General features: G+C 74.5%; 15 protein-coding genes. 6 read left to right on the top strand and 9 right to left on the bottom strand.

What is annotated here, in order from left to right; genetic code table 11:
- The first annotated feature begins 165 nt into the window (after positions 1 to 165).
- The 3 genes from ABZ919_RS04770 to ABZ919_RS04760 are packed head-to-tail and all read left to right on the top strand — an operon-like array spanning position 166 to position 4,153.
- Positions 166 to 885 carry an FCD domain-containing protein gene (locus ABZ919_RS04770; RefSeq protein WP_361242848.1) on the top strand — a complete coding sequence of 240 codons (720 nt, stop codon included), beginning with the start codon at positions 166 to 168 and terminating at the stop codon, positions 883 to 885.
- A complete protein-coding gene (locus ABZ919_RS04765) occupies positions 882 to 2,324 on the top strand; it encodes a hypothetical protein (protein WP_361242846.1) in 1,443 nt (480 codons plus the stop codon). Before ABZ919_RS04770 ends, ABZ919_RS04765 begins: the two co-directional genes overlap by 4 nt.
- Positions 2,321 to 4,153 carry a GMC family oxidoreductase gene (locus ABZ919_RS04760; RefSeq protein WP_361242844.1) on the top strand — a complete coding sequence of 611 codons (1,833 nt, stop codon included), beginning with the start codon at positions 2,321 to 2,323 and terminating at the stop codon, positions 4,151 to 4,153. Before ABZ919_RS04765 ends, ABZ919_RS04760 begins: the two co-directional genes overlap by 4 nt.
- A gap of 178 nt (positions 4,154 to 4,331) precedes the next feature.
- Here ABZ919_RS04760 and ABZ919_RS04755 read toward each other — a convergent pair whose 3' ends face one another.
- The 4 genes from ABZ919_RS04755 to ABZ919_RS04740 all read right to left on the bottom strand — a co-directional run bounded on the left by ABZ919_RS04755 (position 4,332) and on the right by ABZ919_RS04740 (position 8,343).
- Positions 4,332 to 4,892: a methylated-DNA--[protein]-cysteine S-methyltransferase gene (locus ABZ919_RS04755; protein WP_361242842.1), complete on the bottom strand. Its 561-nt coding sequence runs from the start codon at positions 4,890 to 4,892 to the stop codon at positions 4,332 to 4,334.
- On the bottom strand, positions 4,889 to 6,301 hold the full coding sequence (locus tag ABZ919_RS04750) for an AlkA N-terminal domain-containing protein (protein ID WP_361242862.1): 1,413 nt from the start codon (positions 6,299 to 6,301) through the stop codon (positions 4,889 to 4,891). Before ABZ919_RS04750 ends, ABZ919_RS04755 begins: the two co-directional genes overlap by 4 nt.
- A gap of 164 nt (positions 6,302 to 6,465) precedes the next feature.
- Positions 6,466 to 7,545, bottom strand: a complete 1,080-nt coding sequence (gene rsgA, locus ABZ919_RS04745; protein WP_361242840.1) for a ribosome small subunit-dependent GTPase A — start codon at positions 7,543 to 7,545, stop codon at positions 6,466 to 6,468.
- A 261-nt stretch (positions 7,546 to 7,806) separates the two neighbouring features.
- Positions 7,807 to 8,343 carry a hypothetical protein gene (locus tag ABZ919_RS04740; RefSeq protein ID WP_361242838.1) on the bottom strand — a complete coding sequence of 179 codons (537 nt, stop codon included), beginning with the start codon at positions 8,341 to 8,343 and terminating at the stop codon, positions 7,807 to 7,809.
- A gap of 735 nt (positions 8,344 to 9,078) precedes the next feature.
- Between ABZ919_RS04740 and ABZ919_RS04735 the strand changes: the two genes are divergently transcribed.
- Positions 9,079 to 9,480: a hypothetical protein gene (locus ABZ919_RS04735; protein WP_361242836.1), complete on the top strand. Its 402-nt coding sequence runs from the start codon at positions 9,079 to 9,081 to the stop codon at positions 9,478 to 9,480.
- A gap of 242 nt (positions 9,481 to 9,722) precedes the next feature.
- Here the strand turns inward: ABZ919_RS04735 and ABZ919_RS04730 are convergent, their stop codons facing one another.
- Complete coding sequence (locus tag ABZ919_RS04730) at positions 9,723 to 9,854, bottom strand: hypothetical protein (protein ID WP_361242834.1); 132 nt, start codon at positions 9,852 to 9,854, stop codon at positions 9,723 to 9,725.
- Here ABZ919_RS04730 and ABZ919_RS04725 point away from each other — a divergent pair.
- Both ABZ919_RS04725 and ABZ919_RS04720 read left to right on the top strand, forming a co-directional pair.
- On the top strand, positions 9,838 to 10,611 hold the full coding sequence (locus tag ABZ919_RS04725; protein ID WP_361242832.1) for a hypothetical protein: 774 nt from the start codon (positions 9,838 to 9,840) through the stop codon (positions 10,609 to 10,611). The genes ABZ919_RS04730 and ABZ919_RS04725 overlap by 17 nt on opposite strands.
- Before the next feature lie 66 nt (positions 10,612 to 10,677).
- Positions 10,678 to 13,266, top strand: coding sequence for an NACHT domain-containing protein (locus ABZ919_RS04720; RefSeq protein WP_361242830.1), 2,589 nt, complete (start codon positions 10,678 to 10,680; stop codon positions 13,264 to 13,266).
- A 5-nt stretch (positions 13,267 to 13,271) separates the two neighbouring features.
- Here the strand turns inward: ABZ919_RS04720 and ABZ919_RS04715 are convergent, their stop codons facing one another.
- Genes ABZ919_RS04715 through ABZ919_RS04700 form a run of 4 tightly spaced genes read right to left on the bottom strand, consistent with a single transcriptional unit; the run spans position 13,272 to position 20,790 of the window.
- Positions 13,272 to 15,533: a discoidin domain-containing protein gene (locus tag ABZ919_RS04715; RefSeq protein ID WP_361242828.1), complete on the bottom strand. Its 2,262-nt coding sequence runs from the start codon at positions 15,531 to 15,533 to the stop codon at positions 13,272 to 13,274.
- Positions 15,534 to 15,536: 3 nt separating this feature from the next.
- On the bottom strand, positions 15,537 to 17,054 hold the full coding sequence (locus tag ABZ919_RS04710; RefSeq protein WP_361242826.1) for a hypothetical protein: 1,518 nt from the start codon (positions 17,052 to 17,054) through the stop codon (positions 15,537 to 15,539).
- Positions 17,055 to 17,059: 5 nt separating this feature from the next.
- On the bottom strand, positions 17,060 to 18,151 hold the full coding sequence (locus ABZ919_RS04705; protein WP_361242823.1) for a hypothetical protein: 1,092 nt from the start codon (positions 18,149 to 18,151) through the stop codon (positions 17,060 to 17,062).
- Positions 18,148 to 20,790: a hypothetical protein gene (locus ABZ919_RS04700; RefSeq protein WP_361242820.1), complete on the bottom strand. Its 2,643-nt coding sequence runs from the start codon at positions 20,788 to 20,790 to the stop codon at positions 18,148 to 18,150. Before ABZ919_RS04700 ends, ABZ919_RS04705 begins: the two co-directional genes overlap by 4 nt.
- Positions 20,791 to 20,793 lie beyond the last annotated feature (3 nt).

Genomic DNA, 20,793 nt, shown 5'->3' with positions numbered 1-20,793 from the left:
GGAATACCGGGCCGTCTGTCCTGTTCAGAGGCATCCAGGGGGTACGGCCCTCTTTAGGATGTGATCCCGCTCTCGTGGGCACCATCACCCCCGACGCCCCCCGAGGGTGGCGAAGCGAGGCCATTTTTGTCATGCCCATTGACTACGGGCGGCCCCGTTGGTTGAGTGGCTCAGCCACTGAGCCACTGGGAGGACCGCGTGGAGGCACTGCCCCGCGAAACCGTCGTCGATGTCCTGGAGAGCCGTCTGCGCGAGGACATCCTGGCCGGACGCCACCCGGCCGGCAGCTATCTGCCGCCCGAACGCACGCTCGCCCACGGCTACGGCGTCACGCGCACCACCCTCAAGCACGCGTTCGGGCGTCTGGCGCAGGCCGGACTCCTGGAGACTCGGCACGGTGTCGGCACCCGCGTCCGGGACTACCTGCGCCTCGGCGGCGCCGACCTGCTGCCCATGCTCGTGCGGCACAGCCCCGACTGGATCGGCGAGGTCTTCGAAGTGCGGCGGCACATCGGCGCGCTGATCGCGCAGCGCGCCGCCGCCCGGGCCACCGGCCGTCAGCGTGCCGAGCTGCGCGGGCTTCTGACCGCCGTGGCACAGGCGGCGGACGCCGATGCCGTTCAGCTCGCGGACATCGAGGTCCACCGCGCCCTGGCCCGCGCCACCGGCAACCGCGTCTACGTCCTGCTGACCAACACCCTCTTCAACGCCTACCTGCCCGTGCGCACGGCGCTCAGGGCGCCGTTCGAGGACGCCCGGGTGGCCCACGGACGCCTGGAGCCGGTGGTCGAGGCGGTCGCGGCCGGCGACCAGGCCGGCGCCCGCCGGGCGGCCGAGCAGTATCTGACGGCGACCGAACGGATCATGCTGGAGGCCCTCGCATGAGCGCGGACACGACCGCACGCACGGAACCGGGCGACAGCGGCCCATCGGCCCGTGGCACCCGCTTCCACGAGACGATGCTCGGCACGCTGACGCTCGACGACGAGGACCACGCCCGCCCGGTCCGCCTCGATCTGACCGTCCCGGCGGACCACCTCCTCAGGCCCCTCGGTACGACCCGTGCCCGCGCCACCGGCCGGATCCGTGTCGCCGGCTGGGCCGACGACCCCGACGCGCAGGGCGAGCTGGAGATCTCGCCGCTCAGGCGCCGCCGCATCCGCTACCGCATCGCGTTCATCGCCGACGGGCGGCGCCTCACGCTGGACGGCTGGAAGTCCATCACCCCGCGCAGGCCCGTCACCTCGATGACCGTGTTGCCGTACACCGTCCTCGAGGACGCCGTGCCGATCGGCACCGGCACCCTTCGCTTCCCCCTCGGCACCCAGCTCCTGCCCTTCCTCGCCAGTTTCCGCTTCCCGCGGCGGGAGGATCCCGCCGTCCTCCTCGCGCCCCGCTGGCGCGGTGAACCCGGCCGTACCGAGGTCTGGTACACCACGGTCACCGATCCCGACTCCGGCAGCGGACTGTGGCTGCACCACGAACTGACCGCGCCGGCCGACGGATCCGCGCCGTACGCACACGGCTGGGCGGCGGTCTTCCCCAAGGACGGCCCCGTGCGGCACGCCCGGTTCGGCCCGGCACCCTGGAGTTCCGGGCAGCCCGGCTTCAGCGCCGACGGGGTCTCGGTCCGCCCCGGGCGACTGGCCGGGTCCGCCGCGGACGGCGCGCTGCAGTGGGACCTCACGGAACGGCCCGCGGACGACGCCCTGTTCACCTTCCCCCGCTGGTCGTGGAAGCGGCCGCTGCTGCCGGCCACCCACGTGCTCCCGGCAGCGCGGGCCGTCTACGACGGCACGTTCACCCAGGACGGCACCGTGCTGAAGCTCACGGCGGCGCCGGGGGCCTCTGCCCGGATCTACGGTCACGGCAACGCCCGCCGATGGGCCTGGCTGCACGCCGACCTCGGCGGCAGGGACGTGCTGGAGATCGTCGCGGCCGTGTCCATGCGCCCGGGCCTGCGCAGGCTGCCACCCCTGGTCTTCCTCCGGCTGCGGCGCAACGGCCGCACCTGGCCACGCCGCCCGGAACGACCGGCCGTCGGCTGGGCCGGTGCGGGGCGCTTCCGCGCCGGCATCGGCCTGCCCACGTGGACGGTCACCGGCCGCGCGGGCCTGCGCCGGATCCGGGTCGAGGTGACGCAGCCGGCCGACCGCACGCTCACCCTGGACTACACCGACCCGGACGGCCGGCACGCGACGTGCCGCAACAGCGAGCGCGCCGACGCGCACGTGCTGCTGGAGCGCTGGTGGTTCGGCGGCTGGCGCACCGAGGCGGAGTGGACACTCGACGGCACGGCCCACGCGGAGGTGGGCACACGATGAGTCTCGCCGGCCTCGTGTCCGCGCTCGTCGCCGACGACGGCACCGCCGACTGGCCCCGCCGCGTCCCCGCCCGGCTGGAGACGCTCCTCGCCGCGACGCCGGCCGCCGCCCGGGCCGGACTGCGGGCGGCGGCGCGCGGCGTGGACGCCTACGCCCTGGCACGCACCGGCCGCTCCCTCGGCGAACTCACCCCGCCCGAAAGGGAGTCCGTGCTGCGCGCACTCGCCGCGCGTCCCGCCCTCCTCCCGCTGCTGGACGTGCTGAAGGTGCCCGTCCTACTGGCGGCCGGTACCGAGCGGATGCTCCAGGACGGCCCCGTACCGCCGGCCCGCACGCCTCCGGACCCGCCGCTGCATCTGACACCCGCATCGGCCTGGCCCGCCCGCTCCACCGCCGACGCCGTGGTCATCGGCTCGGGCGCGGGCGGAGCCATGGCGGCGCGGACCCTGGCCAGGGCGGGACTCGACGTCCTCGTCCTCGAAGAGGGGCAGCACCATCGCACCGAGTCGTTCGGCCGGCGTGCGCCCCTGGACCGGTTCACCGAGCTGTACCGGGACGGCGGGGCGACCGTCGCCGTCGGCACCCCGCCCCTGCTGCTGCCGACCGGCCGAGCCGTCGGCGGCACCACGGTCGTCAACTCCGGTACGTGCTACCGGACTCCGGCCCACGTCCTCGCCCACTGGGCCAGGGACCTCGGTTTCACGCTCGCGGACGGCTTCGCCCGGTACCTGGACGAGGCCGAGCGCACCCTGCAGGTGGCCAGCCAACCCGTCGACGTCCTCGGCAACAACGGCCGCGTCGCGCTCACCGGTGCCCGGGAACTGGGCTGGCGGGCCGCGCCCCTTCGCCGTAACGCGCCCGGCTGCCGTGGCTCCTGCCAGTGCGTGGTGGGCTGCCCCACGGGAGCCAAACAGAGCGTGCAGCTGTCCGTGCTGCCCGACGCCTGCGCCGCAGGTGCCCGCATCGTGACAGGGGCACGGGTCGAGCGCATCCTCGTCGACGCGGACCGGCCCGGGGGCCCACGGGCGGCAGGGGTGCGCGTGCGCCGGGAGGACGGCGGGGCGGAGATCCTCGCGCCCCTGGTCGTCGTCGCGGCGGGAGCACTGCAGTCCCCGCCGCTGCTGCGCCGCTCCGGACTCGGCCGGCATCCCCGCCTCGGGCGCAACCTCAGCGTGCACCCGGCCACCAGCGTCGCCGGACGCTTCGCGCAGCCCGTCACCGCCTGGGAAGGCGTACTGCAGAGCGTCGGCGTGGAGGAGCACCACGACGCGGGGATCCTCATCGAGGCCACCGCCACCCCGCCCGGCATGGGCTCCTTCGTCCTCCCCGGGGTGGGTGCCGAGCTACGGCGCGAACTGGAGGGCGCCGACCGGCTGGCGACGCTCGGCGCGATGATCGCGGACCGGCCCTCCGGACGCGTCCTCGGCCGTGACCGCACACTGATCCGCTACGACCTGGACCCTCGCGACGCGGGCCGCCTGATGAGGGCCGTCCGCGCCATGGGTGAGCTGCTCTTCGCCGCGGGCGCCGAGGAAGTCCTCACGGGTCTCCCCCGCACTCCGCGCGTCGAAAGCCTCGCGCAGCTGGACGCCGTGCTCGCCGGTACGACCGCGCGACAGCTGCACCTGTCGGCCTACCACCCCACCGGCACGGTCGCCGCGGGCGCCGACCCCGAGCGGTTCCCGGCCGATCCGGCGGGCCGCCTGCGCGGGGTGCACGGAGTTCTGGTCGCGGACGCCTCCGTACTCCCCAGCTGCCCGCAGGTGAATCCCCAGCTGAGCGTCATGGCGGCGGCCCTGGCCACGGCAACCGCACATCTGGGCGCGTGACCAGCGGGAGGGCGCTCCTGCAGGCCGTGGGCGAGGACAGCCGTGGCGTGGGCGAGGACAGCCGTGGCGTGGGCGAGGACGGCCGTGGTGCCGGATCGTGCGGCCCGGCATACGGGACACCGCCGGGACGACGGGCGCGGCCGGGGACCCGGGCGCCGCTCGGCGCACGTGGCCGGGATCAGGATCCGGCGGCCGGTGGCCTAGGTGTGCCGGTGACCTGCCGGGCCGTGCCCGGGGCGGACGGGGCGCCGCCGGCGATCGCGCCCTCCAGGGTCAGCAGCCACGCCTTGCGGTCGACTCCGCCCGCGTATCCGGTCATCGCCCCGTCCGCGCCGATGACCCGATGGCAGGGGCGCACGATCAGGAGCGGGTTGGCGCCGATCGCGCCGCCGACGGCGCGTACCGCCGCGCGGGGAGCGCCGATCCGCGCGGCGATCTCCCCGTAGGTGACGGTGGCGCCGTACGGGACCTCGTCCAGCGCGGCCCACACCCGCTGCCGGAACTCGGTGCCCCGGGCGCTCAACGGCAGCCCGAACTCCTCGAGTTCACCGGCGAAGTAGGCGGCGAGCCGTTCCGCGGCGGTGCGGAACGGCCCGGCGTCGTGCCGCCAGCCGTCCGCTGCCGTCTGCGCGCCCTTCTGCCCGGGCACGGACAGCGAGGTGAGCGCCCCGTCCGCATCGGCGGTGAGGAGCAGCGGACCCACGGGCGCGTCCAGCCGGGTCCAGTACACGGTCGTCATCGGTTCCACTCCCCTGCCACGCGCAGATGCTGGACGGCGTACGAACGCCAGGGCCGCCAGTCGTCGGGCACCCCCACGCCGGGCGGCGCGACGTCCGGATCGCCGAGGGCACGCACGCGTACGGTGGCGACGGTGGCCGGGTCCATCCCGGGCAGGGCGAGCAGGGCCTCCTGCGTCTCGTCCCGGTCGGCGCCCGGATCCAGTCGTACGGTGCCGTCGGCCAGGGCGGCGGCCAGCGCGCCCAGCGGGCCGGCCGGCCCCACCTCGGCGAGGGCGGCGGGCTCGGGGAAGAGATGGGTGAGGCCGCCGCAGGGCGCGTCGAGCACCTTGCCGTACCGGCGCACCAGGTCCTCCGCGCCCGCCCTGCCCACCAGGGCCTGGACGGCGGGCTCCAGCGGGTCCACGGCGCCGGGCGAGCGCAGTCCGGGCCGGGCGGCGACCAGCGGGCCGAGCCGCGGGTCGGCGCCGAGCCGCTCGTCGACGGCGTACGGGTCGGCGTCCAGGTCGAACAGGCGGCGCAGGCGCTGCACCGCGGTCGTGAGGTCCCTGGGGTCGGTGAGGTGCAGCCGCGCGTCCAGCCAGCCGCCCGGGCGGGTGCCGGTACCGCCCTTCGGCACGCGGGTGCGCTCCTCCACGGCGACGACGCCGGTGCCGTACGGCAGCCGCAGCGTGCGCCGGTAGGTGCGGCTGCCGTGTACGCCGGACACCTCCTCGACTCCGGACACCGCCTCGTGGGCGAGCTGGTCGAAGACGGCGGCGGCCTGGTACGGGCCGCGGTGGGCGAGCCGCAGCGGGATCCCGGCGCCGGGAGCCGCCCGGCGGGCGTCGCGGCCCCGGGAGGCGCTCCGGCCCCGGGAAGCCGCGGCCCGCAGCTGCGTCGGTGTCGAGGCGTACACCTCCCGGACCGTGTCGTTGAACTGGCGCACGCTGGCGAACCCGGCCGCGAACGCGATCTCCGTGACCGGCAGCTGCGTGGTCTGCAGCAGCACCCGCGCGGTGTGCGCCCGCTGGGCGCGGGCGAGCGCCACGGGCCCGGCGCCGAGTTCCCCGGTCAGCTGCCGCTGGACCTGCCGCGCGCTGTAACCGAGCCGCGCGGCGAGCCCGGCTACGCCCTCGCGGTCCACGACGCCGTCGGCGATCAGCCGCATGGCCCGTCCGACGGCGTCCGCCCGCACGTTCCACTCCGCCGACCCCGGTACCGCGTCCGGCCGGCACCGACGGCAGGCGCGGAACCCGGATCCCTGCGCGGCGGCGGCCGTCGGGAAGAACCGCACGTTGTGCCGCTTCGGCGTCACCGCCGGGCAACTGGGCCGGCAGTAGATCCCGGTGGTCTCGACAGCGAAGAAGAAGACCCCGTCGAACCGCCCGTCCCGGCTGCGCACCGCCTCGTACCTGGTGTCCTCGTCCATCACGGTTCCAGTGTGAGGCGGCCGAGGGAGGCGGTGCCAGCGGGAATCGGACATGGCGGTGGTGGGCGTGCGGAACGCACGGCAGGGGACGCCGACCGCCGCCGGGCGCGGGTACGACACGACCGGTCGCGCAGTCCCCGCGCCCCCCGCGGCGTCTCCGGCGCCTACCCCCGGCGGCCCCGCTTGGCCTCCATCGCGGCCTTCCCGACGGCCCCCTTCTTCTTCCACTCCCGCCGAAGGTCCGCGCGGACCCGCGCATCGGTCTTGGCCACGATCCACTGGTTCTCCCGCACCAGCTTCCGGTAGCTCTCCAGCCGCCTTGCCGCGAGCTCCCCGCTCTCCAGGGCGGAGCGCACCGCGCAGTCCGGCTCGCTCTCGTGCGCGCAGTCGTGGAAGCGGCACCGCTCGGCCAGTTCCTCGATCTCGGCGAACACCTGGCCGACCCCGCTCTCGGCGTCGTACAGGCCGACGCCCCGCAGCCCGGGCGTGTCGATGAGGACGCCGCCGGAGGGAAGGGCGAGCAGGTTGCGGGTGGTGGTGGTGTGGCGGCCCTTTCCGTCGATGTCCCGCGCGGCCCGCACGTCCATGACGTCGGCACCCATGAGGGCGTTGGCCAGCGTGGACTTGCCCGCGCCGGACTGGCCGAGCAGCACGGACGTCCCGGACCCGACCAGCGCGACGACGACGTCGAGCCCGTCGCCGTGCAGGGCGCTGACGGTGAGCACGGGCACGCCGGGCGCGCTCGACTCCACGTCCTGCACCAGGTGGGCGAGGGTGACCGGGTCCGGCACCAGGTCGGCCTTGGTGAGGACGACGACCGGCTGGGCGCCGGACTCCCAGGCCAGGGCGAGGAAGCGTTCGACCCGGCCGAGGTCGAGTTCGACGGCGAGGGACACGGCGACGACGGCGTGGTCGACGTTGGCGGCCAGGATCTGTCCCTCGGACCGCTTGGAGGAGGTGGAACGCACGAAGGCGGTACGGCGCGGCAGGTACGCGCGGACGTAGCGCGGATCGCCGCCGGGGTCGACGGCGACCCAGTCCCCCGTGCACACCACCTTCATCGGGTCACGGGGAACGACGAACTCGGTGTCGGCACGGACGAGACCGCCGGCGGTGACGACGTCGCACTGGCCCCGGTCGACCCGTACGACACGGCCCGGCAGGAGACCCTGCCCGGCACAGGGAGCGAACTCGGCCTCCCAGCCCTCGTCCCAGCCGTACGGGGCCAGAGGGTGCGAGGACACGGAAGAAGCCAAAGAAGAAGAGCGATTCAAGGGGAACCCTTCACAAGGGCGGCCCCGGCTCTGCGCAGGTGTGCGCTGTGAGAAAGGTCAGCCGGTGGCCACGGAGGTGGAGTGGATGATCTTCTGGTCGCGGGCAGCGCCCGTCACAGAGACAGCCATCGGTCACACCTCCCGTTCCTCACTCGGCCGACAGCGGCAGCCAGTGGCCGCCGCGCGAAGTTGACCTCACGATAGAGCGGCACCGACCCGAGTGCCACCGATTTAGTGTTCCGGCAGCGGTCCGTGTCCGGAGCCGGACGTTGCCGGTGGTCGCTCGGGGGGCGGGCAGGTTTCCACTCCACAGCTCGCGTCCCCCCACACGGCTTGCAGATCCTCGCACCGGACGGTGATCGACGCGTCGGTGAGCGCGATCTCGTGCAGGCACCCGCCGTCCTCGTCGGGCAGGATCTCGTCGAGGAGGACGGTGTCGACGCTCATCCAATCGATGGAGTGTCCGTACTCGATGGAGAAGTGCGTCACGCCCGAGTAGCTGATGCGCAGGCCGGAGTCGTGCTTGAACTTGTTGGGCGCGAACTCCAGGACCAAGCCGCCACTCTTGTCGGTGGCCACGTGGATCCCGGCCAGCTCCAGATCCTTCACACAGCGGGTGGCGGCCGCGATGTCGTAGTGGCCGGGGTCGGTGGCGAAGGACCGGGCGCCTGGGGGTAGGTCAGTGCGCAGACGCGGCAGTTCGGTCAGGTAGGGCCTCGGATCCACCGCGAACCCACCATCGGCCCATACGGCTGTGACGTACTCCATGTGCAACCTTCCGCGGCGAGAAGCGGTCGCCTCCATTGTCTCCGGTGATGTCCTCAGTCCCCTTGGGCCCGATGCGCCGACTTTCCGCAGGGCCGGCGGTACTTCGGCTTCCGGCGTCACGCACGAATCCCAGAACCAGCAGCTCATCGCACGGGCCGCGGGCGTGGCCGCCACCGCACCGTAGTGGCCGATCGTGTTGACGGTGTGCTTGAGCCAACTGGGCGCCCAACTTCCGTCGTCATCCTGCGAAGCAGCCCTTTGTTTCATGACCTCGTACAACTGCCCCGTCGGTGATTCCGTGGTTCCCTGCGCCCGCTGTCCCGATGCCCCCGACGATGGCCGGTGCGCCCACCAGGCAGTCGATGCCACTCAGACAGAGTTCTGCGCCCCCGAAGACGGCTTCACCGCCTTGGCCGACGCCCCAGACGCCCGCCATCACCCGGTTCAACAACGGCCTCGGACAAGCCCTGCGCGATGCTCAGGAGAGGTCCGCGGCGGAAGACTCCTGCACCCAGTGCTTCGTCGCGGCCTGCGACCGGGTACCACCCTGCTTCGGAAGTGGCCGCTTCGTCTCCAAGGACAGATCGCCTGCACCGTCGGGCAGTTGCCCCGGACAGCAGCACTGACGGCACGGGCCGCAGATCCCTCTCGGGACGTCGACTGGTAGTTGGCGGGACGTGCCCACCCGGCCGTAGGACATGACAGTGACGGTCAGGTCCCCCGTAGGGTGCTCGGGTGTTCAATCGGCTTGAGGTCGGTGCGTTGCCGCCGGGCCCTCGATGGGCTGCCCAGTTGAAGGTCCGGATCGACGGCGAGGATGTAGTGGCAGAGGCGGTTGGGGAGGGAGGCCGCGGCCCGTTCGCGGAGGAGGCGCTGTCCGCCGACAGCCACGATGCCCTCCGGGCGACCGGCGAGGGGCGACGTGTCGTGCTGGGCGAGCCTGAGTGCACCGGCGGATGCTGTGGCTACCTGTCCGTGTTCGTGCAGCGGCACGGCGGGAGTGTGGAGTGGTCCGACTGGCAGGTGCCCAGAGACGAGGTGCGGCCCCCAGCGTTCTGTTTTGACGCCGATCAGTACGACGCCGAACTGACCCGAGCACTGACAGACCGGCGGTGGCAGGTCTACAGGTGTGATTGACGCCCCGCCGGTCCTGTCCTGGGCGGCGCGTGACGTGCCCAGATGGAATGCCGTTACCGCCTCTTGATGTTGCTCGAGAGAGAACGAGCGGACGTCGGGCACCCTCAGTGCCGGAACCGCTTCACACAACACCGGGCACCACCACGTCAGTTCCGCGACCGTCTGGCGCGGCTATGGTTACTGAGCATGTCGTCAGGAGAGCCGCCCGAGGGTCAGCGAGATCCTCACAGCCGGAAACCCCGTCAGCGGACGAGGTGGCCGCGGCCGTCGAGCAGCGGCAGCGGCAGCGGCAGCGGCAGCGGCAGCGGCGGGAACCGGGCAAAGGCCGTCGCGGTCGCTGCGGCCTCGGCCGTGGTCGTGGCGGCCTGCGTCACCGGCTCGCTGATCCTGGGCGGCTCCCAGGACGACGCCGACGGCGGCGGGCACGCGCAGGCGTCGGCGAGTGCCCCGCGGAGCGCCACGGCCTCGGCGCCGGCATCCGGCGGGCCGGGCGGCGGCGCGGCCGAGAAGCCGACCGTCCCGGGCTGGAAGGTCGTCGTCAACCCCGAGTGGGGCACGGCCTTCGACGTGCCGCCGGACTGGGACGTCAAGCCGCCGGACATGATGTTCGGCTTCGAGAACAGCAAGCTCGACTACAACGACCCCAAGAACTGGGGCAAGGTCGTCATCATCATGAGCGCAACGGCGGTCCTCCAGGAGAACTGGTGCCTGTCCGACGCCGACGAGGACGGGCGGGTGGACGGCACCGCGCTGGCGGTGGCGGGCACGAAGGGCGCCGAGGGTGCCAAGAGCACCGGCGACGCCGCGTTGGGCCAGGTGGTCGAGTGGGTGTACGGCGGTTACACGCAGCCCGACAGGAAGAGCATCGTCCCCGACAGGACGGCGAAGCCCTACACGACCAAGTCCGGTCTCAGGGGGAGCATCGCCTGGGCCCGGTCCAGGAACACGCCCGAGAAGGACAGGTGCGCGAGTGACGGCAAGGCCGTCACCTTCGGCTTCAAGGACTCCGCGGGTGACCTCGTCGCATGGAGCCTCTTCGGCGCGACCGGCGTGCGGGGCGAGCTGCCGGACTCGACGATCATGAAAATCCTCGGCACGGTACGCCTCCACGGGAAGCCGAAGAAATACTGAGCCGGCACCGGCGACGCGCGAGACCGATGAGTACAGTGGGAAGGGCGACGACGGGGGCGGACGTACATGTCGAGGCAGACGGGCCCGGACGGTGGGCCGCAGATCACCAACACCGCGGTCGACTGCACTGCCGAGTACCTGATCCAGATCGGGATCCTCCAGGGCGACCTCAATGTCAACGTGCGGGTGAACGCGTCCGATGACGGCGCCCCGCTGGCCGCGGCCGAGCGGACACTCGCGCGCAGCCTCCTGTACCGCTGGCGGGCCGAGGCCGACGCCTGGGACATGACCGACCCGCAGCCGCTGCCCGTGCGCTGGACAGCCAGCCACCGGGTGGCGTCCGCCGGGGAGTACCTCCCGGCGGGCTCCGGGACGGACACCATCGCCGGGATGTTCCTGAGGCTCGGCCCACGGCGGCGGCTGGTCGTGCTCGGCACGGCCGGGTCCGGCAAGACCGTCCTGTCCGTGCTGCTCACCCTCGAACTGCTCGCCCGCCGGCTCACCCAGGACGAGCCCGACGTACCGATCCCGCTCGTGCTGTCGCTGGAGTCCTGGGACACCCGGCGGCAGTCGCTGACCGAGTGGCTCGTGGACCGGCTGCACCAGGACCACCCCGGTCTGCCACCCGTGGACGGCGCCCACCCGGCCCGCCGGCTGGTCCTGGACCGGCGGGTGCTGCCCGTCCTCGACGGTCTCGACGAACTGCCCGCGCACCGCCGCGCCGAGGTGCTCGGCGCCCTCAACTCGGGCCTCGGCGGCGACGGGGACGCCGTACTCGTCTCCCGCACGGGCGAGTACGCCGATCTCGACGGGAAGGGCCAGGGCCTACGGCACGCCACCGTCATCGAGTCGCTGCCGTTACGCCCGGACGAGGTGGCGGAGTACCTCCGCAGGGCCCGGCCGCCGGCCCGTGCCGCCGCCTGGACCGACCTGCTGGACACCCTCCGCAATCAGCCCTCCGCACCGGTCTCGTGGGCCCTGACCAGTCCCCTGATGGTGTGGCTGGTGCGCCGCTCTTACGAGCAGTCCCCCGCCGATCCCCGCGAGTTGACGAGACAGGAGCGCTTTCCCACCCGGGAGGCCGTCGAGGCGCACCTGCTCGACCGGATCGTGCCCGCCGCGTTTCCGGCGCGGCCGCCGGACCCCGGCCGGCTGCACCCGCCCCGCGCCTGGGACGCCGAACGGGCCGGCGCCTGGCTGTCGTACCTGGCGCTGCTGCTCAGCCGCCGGGAGGAGTCCGAGCTCGCCTGGTGGCGGCTGTACGCGGCGCCGCTGCCCCGGCTGCTCGCGGTGCCCGCGCTGCTGACGGCCGGCATCCTGCTGTCCGTCGTCATCAAAGCGTGTATGTCCGGCTATGCGAAGACCTCCCCGGTGGGCGACCTCAGCGTGACGAACGACGTGATGTTCGGCGTCGTCCTGGCGGCCACCGCACGGTCCGTCACCGCGGGCTGGTTCGGCCAGCGGCTCGCCGAGCCCCGCCGCAGCGCCAACCCGCTGCTGTTCATCCACGCCCTGCGCTCCATCGACCGGCACGCGCGCGTCGGTCCACGGGTCCGCCTCGCGGCACTCACGGGCGGTCCCGCCCTCGTCGTCCTCCTCCTCGCGCTGTACGCCTTCGTGTCGCCGGACCCGGCCCTGGTCGCGCTCGCGATCGGTTCCGTGCTGCCGATCCTGTTGATGATCGTGTACGCCGCGCCCGCCGACACCGTCGACGCCGCCACCCCCGGCGAACTCCTGCGCGGCGAGCAGACCGCGCTCGTCACGACGCTGACGCTGGTGGCTCCCCTCATCGGGGTGGGTGCCGGTTCGCTCTTCTGGCTCGACTCGCACGGTTCGGGCAGCTGGTGGCCCGCGTTCGCGGCCTGGGCCGGTGCCTCCGCGATGTTCGTGCTGCTCAGTCCGTGGAGCCGCTGGTTCCTCGCCAAGTGCTCCCTGGCGGCGACCGGGCGGGCGCCCTGGACGCTCATGACCTTTCTCAGGGACGCGCGGACGGCGGGCCTGCTGCAACTGTCGGGCGGCACCTACCGGTTCCGCAACCGCAGGCTGCAGGATCACCTGGCGGGGCTGCGCGCCCAGGAGCGGAGCACACCGGCCGTCCCCGGGCCGCCGCGCCTCCCCGCGCTCGCGGACTCCCGGCACTTCACGGTGGAGAGCACCACGGACCATTACCACCTGCGCGGCCGCTCGCGCAGGCTGCCGCTGGCCCACTGGGCGGTGCTGGGCCCGGTGTTGAGCGTCTTCCTCGTGCGCTTCAGCGTGAGCGGCCAGTGGCAGCACTCCATCAACTGGCTGGCGATGCTGTTCCTGCCCTTCCTCGGCGCCCTGATCACCGTGATCGGCTTCGCCATGCCGCGTCGGCGGATCGAGCTGGAGCTGACCCGGGACGGCGTCACCTCCGTCACGGGCCGCAGGCGCCGCTCCTACAGATGGCGGCACGTCGCGGAGATCACCGTGCGCCGGATGGTCCTCCGGGGCCGGGACGCGGGCTTCTACGGGCTCCAGGTCAGGCTGGTTCCCGACGCCCCGCGTCCACCGCGCCGCTCCCGCACGGGAGACGGCTGGTACCTCGTGCTGCCGCTCGGTTTCACCCGGCACGTCGACGACGGGCTGGGCACGGCCCTGGCCGCCTTCGCCGGGCCGCGCTGGACCCGCTGAGGCCCTCAGCAGAGGGATTCGGACCTTCCGGCGGCCGTGAGCAGCGCCAGGCAGCGGGACGTCACCGTGTGCCCGTCCTCGCCGGCGTCGACCGCGTAGGCGAGCGGGACACGGCCCTCGGCGCCGCTCGGCGCCGTGATCCGCCAGCGCGCCTCGTACGTGTCCTCGGCCCGCAGCACCCGGGGCGGGCGTCCCACGAGCACGGCGTGCCAGCCCGCGGGCAGCAGGGGCGGCCGTACCACGATGGCGAGGTCGCGGGCGGTGGTGTTCTCGATGCGGAGCCGGCCGCCGTCCGCGGGGTGCAGGCGCAGGGCGTCGGAGCTGGTCCAGCGGATGCTGAACTCGCGCAGGCGCAGCTTCTTCGACCGGCCCTTGTCGTACGGGGAGCCGAGGCCGATGCGGATGGAGTCGACGGTGTGCCGGTAGCGGATGTCGTAGCCGTACGTCTTGCCGAGGCCGTACTTGTTGCCGCTTCCCACGGTGCGGTTGTGCCACCCACCGGAGTCGTAGTCCCGGACGGTACTGGCGCCGACCTGCCCCTCCAGGCCGACGCTCAACCCGAAGGGCCCGTCGACGCTGTCCGGGTCGAAGTCCACCGAGACCTCGCTCAGCGGCAGCGGCATCCCGAAGTCGACGCGCAGCCAGTTCTCCGGGTGCGGGGAGCCGGTGACGGACCAGTATCCGGCGTGCCCGGGCAATGCCGCCGAGGGCGGATGTCCCGGCGCCGCGTAACTGGTGCTGAGCCTCGGCCAGTCCCGGGTCGCGGTGGCCATGAGGTCGACCTGGTGGACCGAACCGGTCAGCGGATGCCGCCACTTGTCGTAGGCGGAGGACAGGCCGAGGAACGCCGGCAGTGGCAGGACGCCCGCCTGGAGCAGGACCAGGACGAGCGGCACGGCCAGGAATCCGGCGAGGTGGGCTGCCAGGAGGCTGTGCCGGGCTACGCGGTGGCGCGGCAGCCGCACCGTGACACCTGCGGCGCGGCGCACGGGCGGTGGGGCGATGCTCCCGCCCGGACCCGTGGCGCCGCGCGTCCCTGCCAGCCACTGCAGGATCCCGGCCAGAGAGGAGGCCGGAACACACCTCACCGGGACACCGGTGGTGTCGAGGGCGCGCAGCAGGTGGCCGCCGTCGGCCGCTTCCAGCGCGGCGCGTACGTCCGTGTCGCCGCCCCGTGCGGCCCGGGTGTACAGCAGCGCGAGACGGCGTGGGCGACGGCGCGCGGGCAGGGCGCTCAGGACGTGCAGAACCCTGGTGACGGCGTGCACGGCGTCGCCGTGCGCGGCCGGGTCGTCCACCACCAGCAGCAGTCCGTCGGCCCGGCCCAGCACGTCCAGCCGGGCCACCGACTCCTGACTGCGGTACGCGTCACCGGCCGGGTCGTACCAGAGCAGGGGCGTTGGGCCCGAGCGCACCAGCGGCGGTTCGCTCCCGGGCGGGGCACCCAGTTCGGCCAGGCCCTGCCGGTGGACACCGCTGCGCTGCTCGCGCGGGCCACCGACGAGCACCACGACCCGGGCCCGCTCGTAGCCGGCGGGCAGTGCGTCGCGGCAGTGCGGGCAGGACGCGTCCAGGCGGCGGACGCCGAGAACGGCGGGCAGGCGAGCGCCGCAGCGGCAGCGGTGGTACAGCGCGCCGTACCGGTTCGGGGTCAGCGCACCGTGGCGGGCGCCGCAGCGGGGGCACAGGCGTACGGGCCGTACGACGGTCCGTCCACAGCGCGTGTAGGGGCACGGCGCCGACCCGTGGCGCAGGGCGCGTCCCGCCCGCTCGACCGCGGCCCACATCACCCACCACAGCGTCCACAGCGCACAGCACAGGGCCCAGAACAGGAGCGAGAACAGCAGCGGGAGGAGACTCAGCGCCGTCGCGGTCAGGACGACGGCGGTCATCGTGGCCACGAGGAGCGGGACCAGGACGACCGTCAGGAAACGCTGTCCCCACCTCGCGCCGTGCCGTGACAGGCCGGCGAGCTCGCGCACGCAGCGGTCCATGAACCGCTCGGCGTCGCTCATCAGCCGTGTGTGCTCGTCGAGGCCGTCCCACCAGGCCGCGCGCAGGTCTCGCAGCGCGGTGACGCGGAAGTAGGCGGGGATCGCCGGTTCGCCGTCCGAGGTGGCTGCGGTGCCCGCTGCCGGGCCGAACGTCCGCCAGACGATGCCCAGTTGGGACAGCACGAGACGCGGCAGGGTCACGAGCGCCCCGTGGCCGACGGTCAGGGTGGCCAGGACGACGACCGCCATGAGGAGAACGACGGGGTTGGCCACGGCTCACTCCTTCTCCCGCGCGGACCCGCGCCGCCACGGCAGCCGTGGACCCCGTTCCCGCTCGGGTTCCGGCTGCTCGGCCCGCACCAGGTCGCGCAGGGCCTCGTAGGTCTCCGTCTCCTCCCACAGCCCCCGCCGGTACAGCCGCAGGATCCTCAGGCCGGCCCGGCGCGGCTCTTCGGGTGCCCGGCGCAGCACGTGCAGCGCGGTGCCCGGGGCTTCGGCCAGCAGGTCCCGTGCCCCGCCCGGTGCCCCGTCGGCGAGGGAGGCGAGGAAGGCGCACGCCTGGGCGTCCAGTACGTCGGCCCGCGACTCGGCGGCGTCCTCGAGCGCGGTGAGCAGCCCCGCGAGGACGGCGTCCCGGTAGGGCTCGGGCAGCGGCGCGAGCGCGGACCGTACGTCGCCCAGCGGTGCCGTCAGGGTGGCGAGGTGGCGTTCGGCCGCGTCCCGTACGCGCTCGGGCGGGACACCCGCCGTCTGCGGCCGCAGCTCCGCCACCGCCCGTACGAATCGCGCGAGCCCGGAGTCCTCCCCGGCCGTCGACCCGTCAACGTCCGGCGTCGTCGGGGTGGTCCAGGACGGGGCGAACGCCGCCTGCACCAGGTCCCCGGCCGCGCCGTCCGGGGCGAGCAGTGCGCATGCGGCCCGCAGCCGCCGTACGCCCGCCCCGGCGCCCTCGTCCGGGGCCGCGTCCCACAGGTCGGCCACCGCGTCCACCAGATCCAGCCGCCCGCTGTCCCACGCACCCGCCAGGAAGCGTGCCGACGCGCACGGCTCCGGACCTCCGTGCTCCCCCAGCCCGTCGAGGTCGAACGCCGGGGCCGGCGCCCGCTCCCCCGTTTCGGGCCGTGTTCCGGTGAGATGACGGTGGTCGTCCTCCGGCCGCGCCGTGTACGTCGTGAAGGTCAGACGGGCGGTCAGGCCCGCCGGGAGGCTGTAGGAGACCGCGGCGATCCAGTCGACGACACGTTCCGGGTCCGCGGAGATCAGGGTCGCGCCCGTGTCCTCGTCGGCCAGCGCCCGCAGGGTCACGGTGAGCAGCCGCTCCAGGAGACGGACTCCCCTCTCACCGGCGGCGGCCAGCAGCCGGCGGACCCGGTCGGGCCCTACGGCGCTGCCGGGCACGAGTTCGGCCACGTCGGGCAGGGCGTGGCCGTCGCCGGGCGCGGGGGACGGTGCCCACTGCGGGGTGTCCCACAGCTCGACGGGGCGCAGGCCCGCCAGTTCGCCGGGGCCGGCGCAGAGGGCGTGGCAGAAGTGGTTGCCCAGGCGTCCGGTGTAGTCCCGGCCGGTGAAGCGGGTACGGGTCAGTACGGCCGTGTCCTCGTCGGGGCGGTCGTAGGCGAACGCCGTGGGGCATTCGGCGGGTTGGACGGCGCCCGGCGGGGGCGTGTACCCCGCCAGCGGGCGCAGGACGCCGAGCGCGGGGCGGGCCGCCGGGGAGACGGCGGTGAAGCGGAAACCGCCGTGGGGGCCGGCGGCCGCCGGCGGGGCGGAGGTGTAGTGCGCCTGTCCGGCCATGGCGGTCACCCCCGTCCCCGGTCGAGGGCGCCGAAGCGGTGCAGCAGCCACATCAGGGGGTCCTCCACGCGGTGCGGCCGTACGACACCACCGTGCCCGAGGCCGCCACCGCGTTGTGGCGGGGTACCGAGCGTGGAGAGGGCGAACAGCTGGTAGTCCGTGCAGAACCGGCGCAGCCGCGCGTCGAGTTGGTGTTCCTGCCAGCGGTTCAGCAGGGCCTGGAGTTCGGCATGGACGGCGGCACGGTCGTCGGCGTCGAAGACGGGCCCCGGGCGGCGGGCGCGGTGCAGGGCGGAGTTGTCCGGCAGATGGGGCCACAGCAGGTCGGCCTTGGTGAGGGCGACGGCGACCGGAACGGTCACCTTGCCGCCGCCGCCCAGGTGGCCGAGTACCCGCGCCAGTACCTCGCCGGACCTGCCCGGCACCCCGTCCCCGTCCTTCAGGGGGGCGCCGGGCAGGTCCTGCGGGTCGACGAGGACGACGACGGCGTCGGCCGCGGCGAGGTAGCGCAGTTGGGTCTCCATGCGGTCCCGTGAGGTGAAGTGCTCGCCCGCGGTGTCGAGGAACACCAGGGTCAGCACCTGCTCGCGGGCGCGCCCGAAGCGGCCCCGCCGGGTGCGGCCGAGACGGTGCACCAGGGGCCGCCCGCCGTCGTGCTCGGCGGTCTTGGGGACGGTGTGCTGCTCCTCGTACAGGTGACGCTCGTACCGTTCGTGGTAGTCGGCCATGGTGTCGTCGTCGCAGGGCAGCAGGGCCGCGTCGAGTTCGGCGCCGAGGCGGTGCAGCAACTCGTGCACGAGCACGGCGATGTAGGTGCTCTTGCCCGAACTGACGGGGCCGGCGAGCGCCACCAGTTTCCCGGGGATGCGCAGGTAGCCCTCCGGCAGCCGGCCCCCGCAGGCGGTGCAGCGCAGCCGGGTGGCGGTGCGGCCGCAGGTGCGGCACACCGCGGAACCGGCCCAGGGGTCGGCGGACGCCAGGCCCCTGTCCTCGGCGCAGGCGGCGGTGCCGCTCGCGCAGACGTACGCGATCTGTGCCCTGGTGACGTTGCGGAAGCAGTGCGGGCACACCCGGTTGCGACGGCGCGTCGGTCTCATGTCCCCTGCCCCCGGCCGATCTTGAGCGTGTAGTGCGGCGGGTCCCGCAGGACGAGCCCCTCACCGACGGCGAAGCAGCGCAGCCAGCCGCCCGGACCGCGGGGCAGCCGCGCCGACAGCCGCACGTCCCGCCCCGGGCCGAGCTCCGCCTCGGCGAGGTCCGCGAGGAGGTCCCCGTCGGCGGGCTCCAGCGGCCAGACCGGACCGTGGGAGCGCACCAGCAGCAGGCGCTCGGCCCGTACGGGGGCGGGGGCGGTGAACACGGCGGTGACCGTGCGCCGTCCGGGCAGGCCGTGCCGCTGAAGCCGGTAGCCGACGTCGGTGCGCGCGGGCAGCGCCGCTGTGCTCGGCGGGCCGTACGCGCGCAGCCCGCCGAGCACTGCCACCGGCCGCACCTCGACCTCCACTCCGGCGCCGTCCGCGACGGGCAGCCGTACGCCCGCCTCGTGGCGGTAGGCGGCCCGGCCGACGGTGCGTCGCCGTTCGTCCTGCTCGCCGGGGCTCCGCCAGGTGACCTCGACCTCGTCGCCGGCGTCGGGCGGCCAGTCGAGGACGACAGTCACGCCGGTGCCGCCGTGCCGGGTGAGGGTGAGGGTGCCGAGGGGCCGCACGGCGGCGACCGCGTGCGCTCCGGTGACGGCGCGTTCCCCGGCGACGGTGACCGCCAGCACCACCGTCGGCCGGTCCGGGGGCGGGAACCGAAGCCCCCGGGGGGCGTGCCGGGCAGCGATCGGCCGCCCGGGCAGTTCCGCCGTGCGCAGCCGGGTGCCGGGCGGCCAGGGGGGTACGTCGCCGAAGCCGTAGAGGTGCACCTCGCCGCCGGGCGGCGGGTCGAAGGAGGCCAGGAGGTCGCCGTCCACGCGGCGGATCTCCAGGCCCGTGACCGGCTCGGGCGGGCCGAGGGGTGTGGCGGTGAGCGAGACGCCGCCGGTGCGCACGAGCCGTCCGTCGTCGGTGTGGTAGACGACGCGGATGCGGTAGCGGTACGTCGTGCCGTTGGTGAGCCCGCCGTCCGTGAAGCCGTCGGGGCGGGCCGCGACCCGTACGTCCTCGCCGTCCGGCCCGGCACGGACGACCTCGACGGACCGGGCCTGCACCGGGCGGGTCCAGGCGGCGGTGATCACGCGGTCCTCGGGGCGCACCTCAACGCCGCTGACGTCGGGCCAGTAGGTGACGGGTCCGCACAGCGCGAGCGGCGAGGGCACGCTGCCGGGTTCGGCGGCCCGGTGCACGGCGACCGCGTAGTACAGCGGGACACAGGCGGGGGCCGAGCGGTCCACGAACGAGGTGGCCCGCGGCGACGGCAGCGGCAGCCCGGTCCCGTCGGCCGGGTCGCGCGGGGGGTGGCGTTCTGTCCGCAGCAGCACGTACTCGGGCTCGCCCGCCGTGGACGGGCTGGGCCGCCAGGCCAGGGCGACGCCGGCGACGCCGGGCGTGGCGGTCAGGCCGGAGACCGGGCGGACCGTGAGGGCCCGCCGAACGGCGTCGGCGCCCGGCACGTCGCGGGCGACGGACTCCGCCTGTTCCAGCAGCTCCCAGGCCAGGTCGGCGTCCCGGGCCGGCAGTCCGCGGGCGCGCTCGACCAGGGCGCGCGCCTCGGCCAGCTTCCCGCGCACGTGGGCGAGCAGGGTGCGGACCTCCTCGGGCAACGCGTCGGCGGGCAGGCGGTCGGCGACGGCCGCCGCCTCCGCGAGCCGCCCGTCGGCCGTCAGCCGCCGCAGCCGTCCCTCCAGCGGATTCCCGGCCTCCTCGTGGAGCACCGCGAAGACCAGCCGCCGCGCGTCCGGTTCGGCGACCGACAACTGCCCGGTGGCGTGGGCGAGAAGGGTGGCCGGGGTGGCGCGTGCGGCGAGCCTCTCCCGCAGCGGCACCGCCACCTCGTACAACCGCACCTGCGCGAGGCCCTCGGCGCCCTGGTCGGCCAGCACCCGGCGCACGGCGGCGGCCAGGGCCTGGGCGGCAGTGTGCGCGGCACTGTGCGGCAGCCGGCTCCAGCGGCGGGCCGCCTCCTCCAGGGCCGCCGCCGCGACGGGCGGCGCGTCGAAGAGCCGCACGGGCCGCGGGGTGCGGCCCCCCGGGGTGCCGGCGGCGAGGAAGTCGTCGAGGTGGCGCAGCCGCAGCACCTCCAGGTGGCGGGCAGAGCGGGCACAGGCGGGGTGCGGCACGTCCCGGGGCAGCAGGTCCGGTTCGGCGATGCGCAGCCCCAGGCCGGGCAGCAGCTCCCGTGCCTGCGCCACGCTCACGCGGTGTGCCGCGGCGGCTTCCGAGGCCGTGACCTCGGCGATCAGGCCGAGCCCGCCCGCGGCCTCCTGCAGCGTCGCGCGCAGGGCCGCCTGCCCGGACTCGGCCTGCCGGTCGTGCTCGGCCACGGCCGCCCGCAGCGGGCCCAGATCGCCACCGGCCGCGGCGTCGAACAGCGGCCGGTGGATGAGGTGCCCGGCCTCGAGCTCCTCGATGACCGGGCGGTACTTGAGGCGGGCGCGGCTGCGACGCCAGCAGGCGCGGACCGCGGCGACCGTCTCGGTGACCGCGGGCCCGTCCAGACGCCGCGGCAACTGGTAGCGGGTGCGCACGTCGTCGGTCACCGGCAGTCCGGCGTCGAGCACCTCGCGCCGGTAGCGCTGCTCGTCGAACGGCACGGC

It is taken from the genome of Streptomyces sp. NPDC046759 (genome assembly GCF_040645475.1).
In the GTDB taxonomy this organism is placed as follows: Bacteria; Actinomycetota; Actinomycetes; order Streptomycetales; family Streptomycetaceae; genus Streptomyces.
Note: the sequence above shows the minus strand (reverse complement) of the source record. Positions and strands in the feature narration are given on the sequence as shown.

Excerpts from the sequence above, each read along its gene's own strand:
- ABZ919_RS04765 (WP_361242846.1), top strand. The coding sequence starts at position 882 with ATGAGCGCGGACACGACCGCACGCACGGAACCGGGCGACAGCGGCCCA.
- ABZ919_RS04760 (WP_361242844.1), top strand. The coding sequence starts at position 2,321 with ATGAGTCTCGCCGGCCTCGTGTCCGCGCTCGTCGCCGACGACGGCACC.
- ABZ919_RS04755 (WP_361242842.1), bottom strand. The coding sequence starts at position 4,892 with ATGACGACCGTGTACTGGACCCGGCTGGACGCGCCCGTGGGTCCGCTG.
- ABZ919_RS04750 (WP_361242862.1), bottom strand. The coding sequence starts at position 6,301 with ATGGACGAGGACACCAGGTACGAGGCGGTGCGCAGCCGGGACGGGCGG.
- ABZ919_RS04740 (WP_361242838.1), bottom strand. The coding sequence starts at position 8,343 with ATGGAGTACGTCACAGCCGTATGGGCCGATGGTGGGTTCGCGGTGGAT.
- ABZ919_RS04720 (WP_361242830.1), top strand. The coding sequence starts at position 10,678 with ATGTCGAGGCAGACGGGCCCGGACGGTGGGCCGCAGATCACCAACACC.
- ABZ919_RS04710 (WP_361242826.1), bottom strand. The coding sequence starts at position 17,054 with ATGGCCGGACAGGCGCACTACACCTCCGCCCCGCCGGCGGCCGCCGGC.
- ABZ919_RS04705 (WP_361242823.1), bottom strand. The coding sequence starts at position 18,151 with ATGAGACCGACGCGCCGTCGCAACCGGGTGTGCCCGCACTGCTTCCGC.